General features: G+C 72.0%; 17 protein-coding genes. 10 read left to right on the top strand and 7 right to left on the bottom strand.

Features of this window, described 5'->3' with window-relative positions:
• The first annotated feature begins 284 nt into the window (after positions 1 to 284).
• The 5 genes from B056_RS0103810 to B056_RS0103790 all read left to right on the top strand — a co-directional run bounded on the left by B056_RS0103810 (position 285) and on the right by B056_RS0103790 (position 5,332).
• Positions 285 to 1,421: a DegT/DnrJ/EryC1/StrS family aminotransferase gene (locus B056_RS0103810; protein WP_018500579.1), complete on the top strand. Its 1,137-nt coding sequence runs from the start codon at positions 285 to 287 to the stop codon at positions 1,419 to 1,421.
• Entirely contained in the window at positions 1,418 to 2,485 is a 1,068-nt protein-coding gene (locus tag B056_RS0103805; protein WP_018500578.1) for an NAD-dependent epimerase/dehydratase family protein, read from the top strand. The genes B056_RS0103810 and B056_RS0103805 overlap by 4 nt, the downstream gene beginning before the upstream one ends.
• Positions 2,482 to 3,654, top strand: a complete 1,173-nt coding sequence (locus B056_RS0103800) for a glycosyltransferase family protein (RefSeq protein ID WP_018500577.1) — start codon at positions 2,482 to 2,484, stop codon at positions 3,652 to 3,654. Before B056_RS0103805 ends, B056_RS0103800 begins: the two co-directional genes overlap by 4 nt.
• Positions 3,655 to 3,826: 172 nt before the next feature.
• On the top strand, positions 3,827 to 4,954 hold the full coding sequence (locus B056_RS0103795; RefSeq protein ID WP_018500576.1) for a DMT family transporter: 1,128 nt from the start codon (positions 3,827 to 3,829) through the stop codon (positions 4,952 to 4,954).
• Positions 4,955 to 5,053: 99 nt separating this feature from the next.
• Positions 5,054 to 5,332, top strand: a complete 279-nt coding sequence (locus tag B056_RS0103790; protein WP_018500575.1) for a hypothetical protein — start codon at positions 5,054 to 5,056, stop codon at positions 5,330 to 5,332.
• A 374-nt stretch (positions 5,333 to 5,706) separates the two neighbouring features.
• Here the strand turns inward: B056_RS0103790 and B056_RS0103785 are convergent, their stop codons facing one another.
• The gene (locus tag B056_RS0103785) at positions 5,707 to 6,516 is read right to left on the bottom strand and encodes an NUDIX hydrolase (RefSeq protein ID WP_018500574.1); all 810 of its coding nucleotides are present in this window, start codon (positions 6,514 to 6,516) and stop codon (positions 5,707 to 5,709) included.
• Positions 6,517 to 6,614: 98 nt separating this feature from the next.
• Here B056_RS0103785 and B056_RS0103780 point away from each other — a divergent pair, with 98 nt between their 5' ends.
• Positions 6,615 to 7,703, top strand: a complete 1,089-nt coding sequence (locus B056_RS0103780) for an SPFH domain-containing protein (RefSeq protein ID WP_018500573.1) — start codon at positions 6,615 to 6,617, stop codon at positions 7,701 to 7,703.
• Positions 7,700 to 8,677: an NAD(+)/NADH kinase gene (locus B056_RS0103775; protein WP_018500572.1), complete on the top strand. Its 978-nt coding sequence runs from the start codon at positions 7,700 to 7,702 to the stop codon at positions 8,675 to 8,677. Before B056_RS0103780 ends, B056_RS0103775 begins: the two co-directional genes overlap by 4 nt.
• 25 nt (positions 8,678 to 8,702) lie before the next feature.
• Here B056_RS0103775 and B056_RS43460 read toward each other — a convergent pair whose 3' ends face one another.
• The 3 genes from B056_RS43460 to B056_RS0103760 all read right to left on the bottom strand — a co-directional run bounded on the left by B056_RS43460 (position 8,703) and on the right by B056_RS0103760 (position 10,438).
• A complete protein-coding gene (locus B056_RS43460; protein ID WP_018500571.1) occupies positions 8,703 to 8,861 on the bottom strand; it encodes a hypothetical protein in 159 nt (52 codons plus the stop codon).
• Positions 8,862 to 9,338: 477 nt separating this feature from the next.
• A complete protein-coding gene (locus B056_RS0103765; protein ID WP_018500570.1) occupies positions 9,339 to 9,578 on the bottom strand; it encodes a DUF397 domain-containing protein in 240 nt (79 codons plus the stop codon).
• Entirely contained in the window at positions 9,575 to 10,438 is an 864-nt protein-coding gene (locus B056_RS0103760) for a helix-turn-helix domain-containing protein (protein ID WP_035749970.1), read from the bottom strand. Before B056_RS0103760 ends, B056_RS0103765 begins: the two co-directional genes overlap by 4 nt.
• 538 nt (positions 10,439 to 10,976) lie before the next feature.
• On the opposite strand from B056_RS0103760, the gene B056_RS43975 reads away from it, so the two are divergent.
• Both B056_RS43975 and B056_RS0103750 read left to right on the top strand, forming a co-directional pair.
• Positions 10,977 to 11,186 (top strand): hypothetical protein, encoded by a 210-nt coding sequence (locus tag B056_RS43975; RefSeq protein ID WP_018500568.1) that lies wholly within the window; start codon positions 10,977 to 10,979, stop codon positions 11,184 to 11,186.
• Between the two features lie 151 nt (positions 11,187 to 11,337).
• Positions 11,338 to 11,679: a hypothetical protein gene (locus B056_RS0103750; protein WP_026239287.1), complete on the top strand. Its 342-nt coding sequence runs from the start codon at positions 11,338 to 11,340 to the stop codon at positions 11,677 to 11,679.
• An 11-nt stretch (positions 11,680 to 11,690) separates the two neighbouring features.
• Here the strand turns inward: B056_RS0103750 and B056_RS0103745 are convergent, their stop codons facing one another.
• Entirely contained in the window at positions 11,691 to 12,584 is an 894-nt protein-coding gene (locus tag B056_RS0103745; protein WP_018500566.1) for a phytanoyl-CoA dioxygenase family protein, read from the bottom strand.
• Between the two features lie 138 nt (positions 12,585 to 12,722).
• On the opposite strand from B056_RS0103745, the gene B056_RS0103740 reads away from it, so the two are divergent.
• Positions 12,723 to 13,520 carry a class I SAM-dependent methyltransferase gene (locus B056_RS0103740; protein WP_020572299.1) on the top strand — a complete coding sequence of 266 codons (798 nt, stop codon included), beginning with the start codon at positions 12,723 to 12,725 and terminating at the stop codon, positions 13,518 to 13,520.
• A gap of 33 nt (positions 13,521 to 13,553) precedes the next feature.
• Here the strand turns inward: B056_RS0103740 and B056_RS0103735 are convergent, their stop codons facing one another.
• Both B056_RS0103735 and B056_RS0103730 read right to left on the bottom strand, forming a co-directional pair.
• The gene (locus B056_RS0103735; protein ID WP_018500564.1) at positions 13,554 to 13,991 is read right to left on the bottom strand and encodes a PPOX class F420-dependent oxidoreductase; all 438 of its coding nucleotides are present in this window, start codon (positions 13,989 to 13,991) and stop codon (positions 13,554 to 13,556) included.
• A 35-nt stretch (positions 13,992 to 14,026) separates the two neighbouring features.
• Positions 14,027 to 14,533, bottom strand: a complete 507-nt coding sequence (locus B056_RS0103730) for a MarR family winged helix-turn-helix transcriptional regulator (protein ID WP_018500563.1) — start codon at positions 14,531 to 14,533, stop codon at positions 14,027 to 14,029.
• Between the last annotated feature and the right edge of the window lie 28 nt (positions 14,534 to 14,561).

Raw genomic sequence — 14,561 nt, 5'->3', positions numbered from 1 at the left:
GAAGGAAAAAGGCGTGCGGTGATGTGTCGACCGGGTTGTCGCGGCGTCGACGCGGCAGCAACGACCGAGGTCCCGCCGGGGGTCTGTAGCCTGCCAACGGCAGGGTCCGGTGCAAATCAACGCGATCTGGGCGGACCGGACCTTTGGTTTCGACCAGTCGGATGTTCAGGTTTCGCGATGTTGCGAGCCGGCCCGGGGGCGAGCCGGTAGCGTTCGAAGCTGCTCGCGCTGCGTGCGCGACCGACTACAGCTAATAGGCTCGTTGACCTAGGGGGGTTGAACTGGTGCAGGTCCCCGCGGCGCGCATCGTGTTCTCGCCAGAAGACCGCGCGGAGGTCGCGTCGGTCGCGGCCGAGGTCCTCTCGACCGGTGCCCTGACTCTCGGTGTGCACACCCAGGAATTCGAGGCGGCGTTCGCGGCCGCTCACGGCGCGCGGCATGCCGTCGCCGTGAACAGCGGAACGGCCGCCCTCGAGATCATCCTGAGAAGCATCGACGTAGGCGGATTCGACGTCGTCGTGCCCACCAACACCTTTGCCGCTACCGCGTTCGCGGTTCTGCGTGCCGGCGGGACGCCGGTCTTCGCGGATGTGAGCGCGGACACCTTCGCGCTCAGCCCGGAGACCGTCGCCGCGGCCGTCACCCCGCGGACGAAAGCCGTTGTCGTCGTGCATATCGGCGGCATGATCCCGCCGGACATCGACGAGTTGCGCGGCCTGCTCGACGAACGGGGCATCGTGCTCGTCGAGGACGCCGCCCACGCGCACGGATCAAGCCTCGCCGGCCGGCACGCCGGTTCCTTCGGGGTGGCGGGGTCGTTCTCCTTCTACCCGACCAAGCTGATCACGTGCGGTGAGGGTGGAATGGTCGTCACCTCGGACGACCGGCTGCGCGACGAAGCCCTCCTCTACCGCGACCAGGGCAAGGCGGGATTCCTCGGTAACATTCACATCCGTGAGGGATACGCCTGGCGGATGAGCGAGGTGCACGCGGCGACCGGCCGCGCCCACCTGCGCCACCTCGACGACTTCCTGGCCCGCCGCCGTCGTGTCGCGGCCCGTTACGACCAGGCGATCGACGAACTGGGCGTGGAACGGCCGCTGGCGGTCCAGGACGGCGTCACCAACTACTACAAGTACCCGGTTCTCCTTTCCCGGGGTGTGGACCGGGCACAGGTGAAGAAGGAGCTCCGGGAGGGCCACGGTGTCTCCATGGCGGGTGAGGTGTACGAAGCCCCGCTGCACCAGCAGCCGGTGTTCGAGCGGTATGCGCGGGTCCAGCTTCCGGTCGCCGAGGACATCTGCGCGCGGCACGTGTGCCTGCCCCTGCATTCCGACATGACCGACGCCGAGACCGAACATGTCATCTCGGCATTCCGTGCCGTCGTTCACGGAATGGAACTGGACGGTGCCTGGCGATGAAGATAGCCGTCACGGGAGGATCCGGATTCATCGGCGGACACGTCGTCGACCGCCTGCTCGACGCCGGTCATGAGGTGCTGTCGCTCGATCTGAGCGGTTGCGGGCGGCCCGACCCGCGTGCCGCCTACCGCGAGATCGACGTTCTTGACCTCGACGCGCTCGTCGACGCGTTCACCGGCGTGGACGTCGTCTTCCACATCGCCGGAATGTCGAACGTCGACTTCGCCTTCGCCGACCCGGTGCGAACGGTGCGCCTCAACGTGGAGGGGACCGGCAAGGTCTGTGAGGCGGCCCGGCGCGTCGGTGTCCGCCGCGTCGTGTTCGCGAGCACCGTCTGGGTCTACGGCGCCGTCGCCGACTCGCCCGCGCGGCTGCCGGGCCAGCCGCCCGCGCAGCCATCCGGGCATCCGGCGGACAGCATCCCGGCTCCGGCGGGGCACGGTGAGCACCCGCGGCCCGCGCCGCTCACCGAGGACGCCGAGATCGTGCTGGCCCGGGCCGGGCACGTGTACACCTCGACCAAGCTCGCGGCCGAGCTGCTACTGCACAGCTACCAGCAGACCTACGGGCTCCCGTTCACGATCCTGCGGTACGGCATCCCCTACGGCCCCGGCATGCGCGACGAGCTGGTGCTGGCCAGGTTCGTCCACAACGCCGCGCACGGTCGGCCGCTGACCGTCGCCGGCGACGGCCTGCAGTTCCGCAACTACGTCTACGTCCGTGACCTGGCCGACGCGCACGTGCTCGCGCTCGCCGACTCGGCGGCGAACACCACCCTCGCCCTGGAGGGCAACGAGCCGGTGAGCGTGCTGGAGATGGCCCAGGCCGTCCAGCGGCACTTCCCCGGTACGAAGATCGAGCACATGCCCGCCCGGCCCGGAGACTTCCGCGGCCGGGAGATCTCCGCGCAGCGGGCCGCCGGCCTCCTCGGCTGGCGGCCGACGACGCCGTTCCTGGACGGCGTCCGGCAGTACATCGAGTGGTATCAGGCGAACCGGCAGCCACCCGCGGTGACTGCGCCGTCGATCGGGGATCTCGGCGTCTCCGCGACCTCATCGGAATGAGCATGTCGAAGATGGACGGGATCGAGGGGATCATGGACGACGTCACTGCGGCGGGCGAGCCCGAGTCTCGGCGCGGGAACGTGCTGCTGCTCTCCGGCTCCCTCGGGATGGGCCATGACGTGATGGCCGAGGCCTGCGCGACGTCGCTGGAGCGCCGCGGGTTCCACACCCGCACCGCGGACTGCCTGCGCCTGACGGACGGCCGCAACGGCACGCTCGGGCAGAACGCCTTCCGCGGGCTGATCGCCGTCCCGGGGGTGTACGACGCGCTGCACTTCTCCCAGCTGCGTACGGGCGGGCGGGTGGCGCGGGCGATCGAGCGGACGTCCAGCCACTTCCTCGTGCCGCGGCTGCGCGAGGACATCCGGGCCGAGCCGGCCGATCTGGTGATCTCCATCTTCGCCTCCGCCGCGGCGGCGGTCAGCCGGCTGAAGTCGGAGTTCCCGGGGATGACCACGGCGGTCTTCTCCTCGGACTGCTGCGTGCACCGCATCTGGGTGCAGGACAACACCGACCTGTTCCTGGTGACGTCCCAGACCGCCGCCCGCTATGTGCGCCGGTTCGCCCCGCAGGCCCGGGTCGCCGTGGTGCCGACCCCGGTGCGCACCCCGTTCTACGACCCGCCGACCCAGGAGGAGGCCCGGGGCAACCTCGGCATCCCGCTGGAGAGCCGGTGTGTGCTGCTCATGTCCGGGTCGTGGGGTCTCGGCCCGCTGGTCGAGGCGGCCGAGGCGCTCGCCGCCGCCGGGGTGTGGGTGCTCGCCGTCGCCGGCCGCAACGAGAAGCTGGCCGCCCGGCTGTCCGCCCTCGCGCAGCGCGACCACCGGGTGATCCCGTTCGGTTTCACCAACCGGATTCCCGAACTTATGGCTGCAAGTAACCTGGTAGTGACCTCGTCGGGGGACACCTGCAGCGAGGCTCGCGTGATCGGGCGCGACCTGCTGTTGATGGACGTGGTCCCCGGCCACGGGCGGGACAACCTACAGAAGGAACTCGACCGTGGCCACGCCGAGGTGACCAGTACGGACTCGCTGTCCCTGACCCGGTCGGCCCTGGCCTGTCTGGACCGGGTCAAGCCGCCCTCGCAGCGGGTCGCCGTCAGCCCACAGGCCTGGGAGCAGGCATTCGGTGCGGCGCTGGCCCAGGTCGGGCTGGGCGTCCACTGGTGATGCCGCGGGCTCGGGTGGGCCGGGTGCCGTGAGGGTCGAGACGTCATGAGATGTGCTGGGGGAGCCGTCGCGTTGTGGGAGATGATGCCGCCGGGGTCGCCGCCGTTGCGGCGGCGCACCCTGACTGGGCCGCCCGTGCCGGCGGATGGGACGCTGCGATGGTGAGCCGCGCATGAACACGGCGCTCGTACTCGGGCTGCCCACGACCGTTGTCTCGGCGGCCCTGTACGGGGTCGCACCGCTGCTGCAGGCGATGGCCGCCCGGAGGGAGGAGGCCGGCACCGGCCTCGGGCTCGGGCTGCTGGCCCGGCTGGCCACCCGCCCGCTGTGGCTGGTCGGCCTCGGGGTGGAGGCCGGCTCGTTCCTGCTGGAGGTCTACGCCCTGTCGGTGGCGCCGGTCGCCCTCGTCGCGCCGGTGATGGCCCTCGACATGATCGTGTTCACCATGCTCGCGCGCCGATTGCTGGGCGAGCGGATCAGCCGGGTCGGCTGGAGCGGCGTGGGCTCGATGGTCGCCGGTGTCGGGCTGCTCGCCTACGCGTTCCACCGCAACGCGGAGGTCGGCAGCCCGGCGGGCAACGGCGTCCTGCTCGCCTTCCTGATCCTCGGGCTGATCTTCTCCCTGCTGTGCGCGTTCGGCGCGAACCTGGCCGCGGCGAAACGCAGGGTCGCCGGGGCCGCACTGGGGTTCGGGCTGGCCGCCGGGGTCAGCTATGCCATCGCGACCCTGGCCACCCGCCAGATCGGGCTCGCGGTGCACGAACGCCGCAACAGCGACTCGACCCTCATCGACCTGCTCTCCACCCCGACGCCCTACATCCTCATCCTGTTCTCCGTGCTGGCTCTCGGGTTGGAACAGCGCGGTCTGCAGGGCCGGGCCGCGGTCATCGCCTTCCCCGTCACCAGCGGTGTCTCCGCGTTCCTCCCGGTGACCCTGGGGCTGACCCTGTTCGACGAGCCCGCGCCGGACGGCCCGCGCCTGCTCGCCTTCGTCGTCTCGCTGGTGATGGTCGCCGCCGGCATCGGCGCGCTCGGCCGCGACCGGATGGCCGCCAACCGGTCGGTCGAGGACGAGTCGGTGGAGGACGAGCCGGCCGTCGATCCCCGAGCCGGTTACGATCCCGCCGACGAGGACGGCTATCGTCCCCTCGACGGTGCCACCGACGAGGACGACTGGGCTGTTCCCGGGGCGGGAGCCGGCTGTGACGGCGGCGGACCCACCCCGGGTGGCGCGCCCGCGCACGGGTCGGCCGACCGGTTCGGCGTGGTCATGGACCCATTGCGGAGTGCGCAGAGCTGAGTCAGGATGGGGCTCATGGGCGAAATGTCCCGTGGGCCCGTGGGTCGGTGAGGGCATCGCGACAGGTGTTCGAGATGCGGCCCCGCTCGGCCGGGATTGGTGGATCGCGTGTACGCGGACGACTCGGGGTTCGACGATGCGGCGGGCTACCAGGACCCGGGGTACCGGGTCGTCTCGGTCAATCTGCCGAGCGATCTGCTGGAGGTCGTGCTGCGCCGGGTCGGCCCGAACGGCCTGTCCGCCTACGTGACCCAGGCGCTGTGGCGGCAGGAGCCGCGCGCGTCACTGATCGACTTCCATCGCTGGACGGCCGCCCTCAGCCGCGCGGCGCTCGACCAGGACGTCTCCCGGGCCGCGGAACCGCCGGCCCTGCACTGAGGCGTGACCCGCGCTGAGGCTCGCCCTGCGTTGGGCCTGGCCCACGGCCGAGTCTTTCGGCGCTGGGCCCGCCGCGGATCACCTGGTTGGACGGCCGGGCGCCCGGGCGATCGGGGGGTGAACCCGGGCGGCCGGCCACGAAGACTGTCTCACGCTCGGCACACGATGCGTTACTAACAGTTTCTTGATGTGTGCATCGCGTGAGCGAGTCCACGGGTAGGACCGCATTGGTGCGGCCTGCCCCCGCCTCGCCCCGATCGTTCCGTTCTGGACGTCGATTCCGCCCCACTGGCGCTCGCTCCCACCCACACTCGCGCCGAATGGCCTCGGGTCACCCGGGCTGGGCGGGTCCGGGCCGCGCCGGTGCCGGGTGGTCAGCGGTTTCCGGGTTCCGGCCGCAGCATCGCCGGATGCAGCAGGCGGGCGTCCCCGCGGGTGAACAGCTCGGCCGGACGGCCGCCGTCGCGCGTAGTGGTCCGTCCGGTCGGGACGAGGAAGCCCGCCGTGCGGGTGACCTTGCGGTGGAAGTTGCGGGGATCCAGTCTGGTCCCCCACACGATCTCGTAGATCCGCCGCAGCTGCGCGACGGTGAACTCGGCCGGGCAGAACGCGGTCGCCACCGGGCTGTACTCGATCTTCGAGCGGGCACGTTCGACCCCGTCGGCGAGGATCCCGGCGTGATCGAAGGCCAGCCCGGTCATCCCGCCGCCCACGCCGCCGCCCGTACGGCCCGGGTCTCCGGCTCCGCCCACGCCGCCGGCTGAGCCGGCTCGCGGGATGTCGGTGACCGCCCACCACCGGCTGGCCGCCGCGTCGGTGCCGGCGACGGGAACCGGCAGGTCGGGCGCGAGGGCCAGGTACGCGACCGTGGCCACCCGCCCGCGTGGGTCGCGGCCCAGGTCGGCGTAGGTGGCGAGCTGTTCGAGATGGCTGGTGGAGCGCGCCAGGCCGGTCTCCTCCCGCAACTCCCGGACGGCGGCCGCGTCGAGGTCCTCGTCGGGCCGGACGAACCCGCCGGGCAGCGCCCAGCGACCCGCGAAGGGCTCGATCCCGCGCCGGACCAGAAGCACGCAGAGATCATCGTCGCGCACGGTCAACACGACGAGATCCACGGCCAGCGCGACCGGGACGATCCCGTCGAGTCCGGGCGCGGCGCGGAGGTCGGGGGCGGGCGGCGTGGTCATGGCCGCGATGGTATCTCGTCAGGTTGACGAAAAGGGGGGTGGAGGCCTACAGTCCTTCTTATCGTCAGTTCGACGATAAGAGGGTGAGGAGGTCGGCGATGGCCGACATCAGTCGTGTTCTGTTCCTGCGTCACCTGCGTGGCACCCCGACGGCGTACATCCGGCACCAGCGGGGCACCGCCGTCGCCCACGAGGGCGTCGGCCTGGTGTTCTGGTACCGGCCGCGGACCGCCGTCATCAGCGAGGTCCCCGTGGACGACCGTGAACTCCCGGTGGTCTTCCACGCACGCACCGCGGACTTCGCCGACGTGGCCGTCCAGTCGACCGTCACCTTCCGGATCGCCGACCCGGCGCTCGCCGCGAGCCGCCTCGACTTCGGCATCGACCCGGAGCTGGGGAGCTGGCGCGAGGACCCGCTCGCCCGGCTGGCCGAGATGATCACGGAGACCGCCCAGCAGTACGCCGCCGACCAGCTCGTCCGCATGCCGCTCACCGACGCCCTGGTGGACGGTGTCGCGGCGGTCCGTCAGCGTGTCGGTCAGGGTCTCGGCGGCGACGCCCGTCTCGCTCAGACCGGGATCGCGCTCGTGGGCGTCCGGGTCGTCGCCATCCGGCCGGTGCCGGAGATGGAGAAGGCGCTGGGCACCCCCACCCGGGAGAGGATCCAGACCGAGGCCGACCGCGCCACCTACAGCCGCCGCGCGCTGGCGGTCGAGCAGGAGCGTCGGATCGGCGAGAACGAGCTGCAGAGCAAGATCGAGCTGGCCCGTCGCGGGGAGCAGCTCGTCGTCCAGGAAGGCGCCAACGAGCAACGCCGGATGACCGAGCAGGCGGCGGCGGCGCGGATCAGTGCCACCGCGCAGGCCGAGCGGGCCGAGACCGCCGCTCGCGCCGAGGCCGGGCGGGTGCGGTTGGAGGCCGCCGCTCGCGCCGACGCCGTCCGCCTGGTCGGTGCGGCCGAGGCCGACGCCGAGGCCGCCCGGATCGGCGCGCTCGCCGGCATGGACACGGCGACGCTGGTCGCCCTCGCCGTGCGCGACCTGGCCGACCACCTGCCGGACATCGGCGCCCTCACCATCACACCGGACGTCCTCACCGAGGCGGTCGCCCGCTTCGTCCGGCCCGGCCTGACGGCCGCGGCCCCGGCTGGCGCGTCGGCCGGCGCGCCAGCCGGGGGCGAGCGGTGAGTCTCGCCCCGCGCGCGGTGATCGTCCACCGGCGTACCGAGTACACCGAGCTGCTCGAGCACCACGGCACCCGTGGCCAGGCGGAGTTCTTCCTGCGGTCGCGGGGCCGGGACATCGCCGAGGTGGAGGCTCGGCATGCCGCCCAGACGGCGGCCCGGCGCCAGGTGGCCGCCGCGGTGCCGCCGAGCTGGCGGCGTGGCGAGGTGGAACGCGCCGACCTCGACCGTTTCCTGTTCGACCCGGAGGACGTGATCATCTGTGTCGGCCAGGACGGTCTCGTCGCCAACGTCGCCAAGTACGTCGACCGGCAGCCCGTCGTGGGCATCGACGCCGACCCCGCGCGCAACCCCGGGGTGCTCGTCCGGCACCAGCCGGGCGAGACCGGGCACCTGTTGGCTGTCGTCGAGGCGGTCCGGCACGCGGGTGGTGCCGACGGGCGCGGTGTTGACGGGCGCGGTGTTGACGGGCGCGGTGCCGACGGCCACGGGGCCGGCGGCCCGCTGCGCCACCTCACCATGGTCGAGGCACGCTCCGACGACGGACAGGTGGTGCGTGCCCTGAACGAGGTCTACATCGGGGACCCCGGCCACCAGACGGCCCGTTACCTCCTGCGCGCGCCCGGGTACGACGGAGTCACGACAGAGCGGCAGGCGTCGTCCGGGCTGATCGTCAGCACCGGTACGGGCAGCACCGGGTGGTGTCGGTCCGTCTGGCGGGAGCGGCACAGCGCCCTCGACCTGCCGGCCGGCGAGGCACCTGCCCTGATCTGGTTCACCCGCGAGGCGTGGCCGTCTCCGAGCACGGGGACGGCCTGCACCGAGGGGCTCCTCGTCGGATCGGTCCGGCTCGAGCTGCTGGTCGAATCCGAGCGCCTGGTCGTCTTCGGCGACGGCATCGAGACCGACTCGGTGGCCCTGACCTGGGGTCAGCGTCTCACGATCGGGATGGCCGACCGACGGCTCAACCTGGTCTGACGTCGCCCGCCCGTCCGGCGCGCGGTCAGTGCCCGAAGCGTTCGATCGCCTTGCTGACCCGGGAGTTCGCCTGCGCGAAGCTGACCTTCCCGTCCACATACGCGGCGAGTGCGGCGCGGCGGACCCGCTCCGCACGCGGATCGCTCAGCGGGGTGTTCAGCAGGTTGGTCGTGGCGGTGGCCACGGCGATCACCTCCCGGTACCAGGGGAACAGGCGGAGTGCTACAGGGCGGACTCAAAATGCAACGGAGTGGGTCGAACTGTTAACTGGGCTTGGCGGAGTGGACCGGGTGGACGAGTCGGATCGGGCTTGACGCGACCGGCGGTGTCGTGACCGGCGGTGCCGGTCGGAAACGCGGTCCGCGTCGCGGAAAGCCCGGTCACGGAGCCGGTGCGGGGTGGCCGCTCGGCAGGTCGTACCGGGTCAGGCCGGGGCGGGTACCCGCTCGATGGCAATCACGACGTCGCTCCTCCGTGACGGACGGGCACCGTGCGCCCGCGCTCGGCCTCAGCGAGCCTCGCACGATCGACACGACCGTGACGTCTGAACAACGCGGCCCGCACGAACATCTACAGAGTGCGCGACGTGGGCCGGTTACGCAAGAGCCGAAGAACGGCCGGTCAGCGGCTCGACATCCCCCGAGGGCGCGGTCGGCGCCGGTCAGCGGTGGGCGCGCGGGCGGTCGAACTCGCCGTCGTGGACGCCGGCGAGGAACGCGTCCCACTCCGCGCCGCTGAAGGCGAGAACCGGGCCGAGCGGGTCGGTGGAGTCGCGGACCGCCACACCGCCGTCCACGTCGGCCACCTCGACGCACATGCCGCCCTCCCCGCCGCTGTGCCGGCTCTTGCGCCAGGGCAGCGTGGACGGGTCGGTGATCGCGGGTTTCCCGGATGTCCTCATCGAAGTGCCTCCGAAACGGCGGAAATCAACGCCACGGAGTCCGCCGGGCCAAGAGCGGACGCCATCAGGTGATCCAGCCTGACTCTATAGCGGCGAATTTCTGACGGACGTTCCAGGTAGAGGCTTCCGGCGCCTTTTTCTATGTAGACCACATCGTGATCCGTCTCGTCCGCGAATCCCAGAACGGAGAATGTGCTGCCCAGGCCGGCATGTGCCCCGGCCGCGAAGGGAAGCACCTGAACGGTGACATTCGGCAGTTCGGCCGCCTTCGCGACCCGCTCGAGCTGGGCGCGCATCGCCGCCGCGCCGCCGACCGGACGACGCAGGACCGCCTCGTCGAGGATCACCCAGAGCCGGGGCGGGTTGTCGCCACGCAGGCGGGACTGCCGGTCGAGCCGCAGCGCCACCCGGCGCTCGATCTCGTCGTCGGGAGCCTCCGGGTTGCTCGCCCGCATCACCGCCCGCGCGTAGTCCGCGGTCTGCAGCAGGCCGTGGACGAGTTGCGGCTCGTACACGCTGATCGAGGAAGCGTCCGCCTCGAGGCCGATGTACACCTCGAACCAGGCTGGGACCACGTCCTGATAGGCCTGCCACCAGCCGTGCCGCCGCGACTCCCGGGCCAGGCCGAGCAGCGCCCCGCGGTGGTCGGCATCGGTCACCCCGTACAGCCGGAGCAGGTCCGCGACGTCCTTCGTGCGTACCGGGATCCGCCCGTTCTCCAACCTGCTCACCTTCGACGCCGAGCAGCGCAGCACCTCGCGGACCTGCTCGACGTCGACGCCGGCGGTCTCGCGCAGCCGGCGGAGCTCGGCGCCGAGCCGTCGGCGCCGCACTGTGGGACCACTGTTCCTCGCCGTCACACCCCGTCCTCCCGGTCATCGGAGCTGATGTGGAGCGTTCCGTCACTCATCCACAATCTGATCACATGGATAGTGCGCAATCTGTAGCGAAACCAACACACAAGACCTTGCATATGCGTGGTGCAAGCTCCATGCTGCAGAAGCGGTGCTCACCTTGAGTGGCGAATTCGAGTCCCTGGGTGAGATGTTGTCGACGATGGGGCCTACCGGGGGAGCGTCGGTGCTGGTCGGGACGGGATGGATGGCCGTGAGCCGGTACCGTCCGCCCCGCCACGGCCGGCCTCCCGGCTTCGGCGGATCGACTCGGTGCCCCGGGCCGCCCGGCCGCGCCGGCATGGCTACTCCGCCGACCCATGTGGTGTCGACCCGGGCGGTCGACCCGGTGACCGTGCCCGCCGCCCGTCAGGCCGCTGTCCGGCCGGCCGCCGCGCGTCCGGTGGCAGCCCCGGAAATCCCGGCAGAACAGGGAACTGGAGTCCCGATGAATCGTTACTCGCGCAGTAGGGGTCATTGCGGCAGGCGCGTCCGGCCGGCCACGATGCGGCCGGGGGAGGCCGACGACCCCGACTCCTCCTCGATGTTCGGCGTGATCCTCTTCGTGGCCGGTTCGCGTCGGGCGCGCCGGATCGTCCTCGCCTTCGACTCCGCGTCCGACGCCGATGCGTACGCGGTCGAGAACCATTATGTCGACTACCTGGTCGCGCCGCTGTCCTTTCTGTCGCCGGCGGGTATCCGCCGCGTCCGGTGAAGCCCGGCGAGCCCCACCAGGCGGCGGGAGTTACCAGAGGGCGAGACGCACCGACCGGCGAGAGCCACCGAACGGCGAGACCTTCCGACTGGCGAGACAACCCGACCGCCGAGAAGACCCGGCCGGCCGTGAGAAGAGAGGCGGGACGACGATGACCCGGCGATTTCTTGTGTTCGACGGCGACGGTGAGCTCGTGGGCACGTTCGCGGCGTGGGAGGACGCGCATTCCTGGGCACACCTGCGATCAGCCGAACCCGCGAACACCGGCCCCGTGCAGGTGGAGGACCGCGCCGAACGCCGCACCTGGACGGTGAGCGGCGAGCAGTGCCGGCTCACCGTCTGGCGGCGCCAGGTCGAGTACGGCTACTGCGCGCCTCCGCCGCCGGTGCCGCTCCCGGCCCCGCCCGCCTTCGTCACCCCCTCGGCACCGCCGCCGGGGACGGTGAGCCCACGTCCGCGTAACAGGCTCCGCCGCCAGGTCAAAGCCTCCTGACCGCGGCCGGGTCAGCCGGGTCGGCCGGGTCCGCCGGAGTGCCCCGGGTTCCCGGAGGGTCCTGAGCCGTCGGCTCCCAGCCCGCGGCGGATCGCCAGTTCCACCGGCGAGCGGGGGCGGTCCTCGCCGTCGGGGAGCGGTGGGCCGCCGGGCTCGAGTGGCGGCTGGGCGAGGAACCGGGGGACCGACCCCCGGTGCGCCTGCGCGGCGTGGATCAGGAACGGGTGGCAGAGGTAGACGTCCCCGGCCTGCCCGGTGGCCGGCGCGGTCCGCCGGTCCGCGGCGTCGAGCCGGCCGGCGGCGTCCATCGTCCGGCACAGGCTCAGGACGTCCGTCCCGCGCTCGCCGAGTGGCGCGAGGAACCGGGGGACGTCCAGATGCGACCCGACCTTGATCCTGGTCGGGGCGTCGGCCGGGCCGACGTCGGAGAAGAGGAAGAGCATCAGCAGGGCGCGGCCTCGTGAGGCCACATTGAGCCACGGCCAGGGCGTCGTCGCCGCGGCCTGAGCCGGGTCGTCCGGGAGGTAACTGCCGTCCATGTGCCAGCCTGTGTCACCGGGGTCGTCGGGATGCGGGAACCGGATCGGGAAGGTGCCCAACCCGCTCCGGGGCAGCCAGCGCCCGGGGCCCACCAGCTGGTCGAACGCGGCGTTCAGCCGCGGTGCGGACGCGGCGGCGCGGAACGGCTCGTCGGCGCGCCCGTCCACGCGGACGACGGGGCGCGTCCAGCTGGCGCTGTCTGCGGGATCCGCGCCGATCGCCTCCCAGAGAATCGCCCGGCCCGCGTCGGCGACCGCACGGCTGAACGCCCCGGGCACCCGCACGAATCCGTCCGCGACGAACCGCTCGATCTCCTCGTCGGTAAGCGTGGGACGACTCGGCTCGGCCGTGAGTCCGGATGTCATGGGTGGCGACCACCTCCGCCGCAGGAGTCTGCCCGCGACCGCCGCCCGCCCGCCACGCATTTTCCGCCGAGCCGGGCGGCGGCCGATGCCGGCGGCCGATGCCGGCGGAGTGTCGTGGGACGGGATTAGCCTTGGGCTGTGCCGGAGTCCGTGAACTTTGACCGCATGGCGGACCGCTACGACGAGACACGGGGCGGGGAGGAACGCGGCCGGACCGTCGCCGCCGCGCTCGCTCCGCACCTGCTCGGCGAGACGTCCCCGGAGCATGCGCGGCTGCTGGAGATCGGCGTCGGTACCGGTCTGATCTCCGCCGCCTTCGCCGAACTCGGCTGGTCCGTGGCCGGGGTGGATCTCTCCGAGCGGATGCTCGCCCACGCCGCGGTGCGGCTGCCCGGTCGGGTCGTGCGCGCCGACGCCACGGCGCTCCCGCTCCGCACAGGCACCGTGGACGCCTGTATCGCGGTGCATGTGCTGCACCTCGTCGGCGATCAGCCCGCGGTGCTGGCGGAGGTGGCCCGGGTGCTGCGCCCGGGCGGCCGGTTCGGTTTCGTCGGGGCGGGGGCGCCCGACGGATCGGACGTCTCCGAGGTGATTCGAGCCATGCACGCCACCCTTTCCGGCAGTGCGTCCCGCCGCGACGCCGCCGACACTGTCACCGGGCTCGCCGAGCGGGCCGGTATGCACCCGATCGCGGACCACACCGTCACCGCCGGCGGGCACACCGCGACCCCGCTGGAAGCCGCCCGGCAGATCGAGCTGCGGACCTGGTCGTCGCTGTGGGACATCCCCGCGGCGAAATGGTCCTCGATCGTCGAACCCGCGCTGGAGGCTCTTCGCGGCCTCCCGAACCCGACCGAGACCCGGCCAGCGACAATCCGCACGCCGTGCCTGACCTTCGAGAACCGCGCTCCCGGGCGGTCGGTCCGCGAACAGTAGGTCGACTACCCTGGGGCACTTTCCGTCGTCGGGTCAGCGGGCGGCCGGGCTCGCGGTCGGCACCCACGGGCCGACACCGCTGACGCGCTCGACGGCGTAGCGCACGACGAACCCCGGGCCCCGCGGCGCCGGGAACTCGGTCTCCGGCGAGACGTAGACCTTCGCCAGGCGGTTGAGCAGGTCCCAGGCGTCGTCGCTCGGCGTGACCGTCGCCCGTGCCCGCACCACGGCGTACTGGTTCATGAAGGCGCCCGGCACCCGCGGGGCGTCGAAGGACAGCGCGACCCGCGGATCACGCTCGATGTTGCGCAGCTTCACCTGCCTCGACATGTGCCCGGTGACGATCTCGTCGCCGTCCAGGCCGATCCAGATGACCGTCACCTGCGGGCTGCCGTCGGCGTTGATCGTGGTCAGATGGGCCATCGGGCCGGATTCGATGAGGTCCTTCAGTTCCGGCGGCAGAGCGCTCATGGCTCGATCCCTCTCTCGGTCAGTGTGTCAAACAGTCAGTGTGCCGAGTGCTGATCGTCGATTCGTTGTAGCAGGCGGACGAGTTCCGCGCGTTCGGCCGGGGTGAGCGGGGCGAGCAGCTCGTCCTGGGTCTCGTCGACGAGCTGGTCCAGGGTGCGTAGCCAGCTCCGCCCGGCCGGGGTGAGGGTGACGATGTTGCGCCGCCGGTCGGCCGGGTCGGGGGCGCGTCGCACGTACGCGGTTCCGGTCCCGGTCCCGGTATCGCTCCCGGTCAGGCCGCTCAGCACGGCCACCATGTCACTGCGGTGGATGCCGGTGCGCTCGCTGAGCGTGGCCTGGCTCGCCGGTCCGCCGTCGCGGAGGGTGACCAGCGTCGCGTACTGCCAGCGCGTCGCCCCGGCCGCGGCGAGGCGGGCGTTCGAGATCCGTTCCGCGTGCACCGCGCCGCGGCCGAGGAGCCGGCTGGCCAGTGACCGCAGGCGCGCGGGGACGGCGGACGGGTCGGTCGGCCCGTGGCGGTCGGGTTCCGGCATGGTCCGCATCCTAGGGGCTTGCGTTGGTAACACCAAT

This window comes from Parafrankia discariae (assembly GCF_000373365.1).
In the GTDB taxonomy this organism is placed as follows: Bacteria; Actinomycetota; Actinomycetes; order Frankiales; family Frankiaceae; genus Parafrankia; species Parafrankia discariae.
Note: the sequence above shows the minus strand (reverse complement) of the source record. Positions and strands in the feature narration are given on the sequence as shown.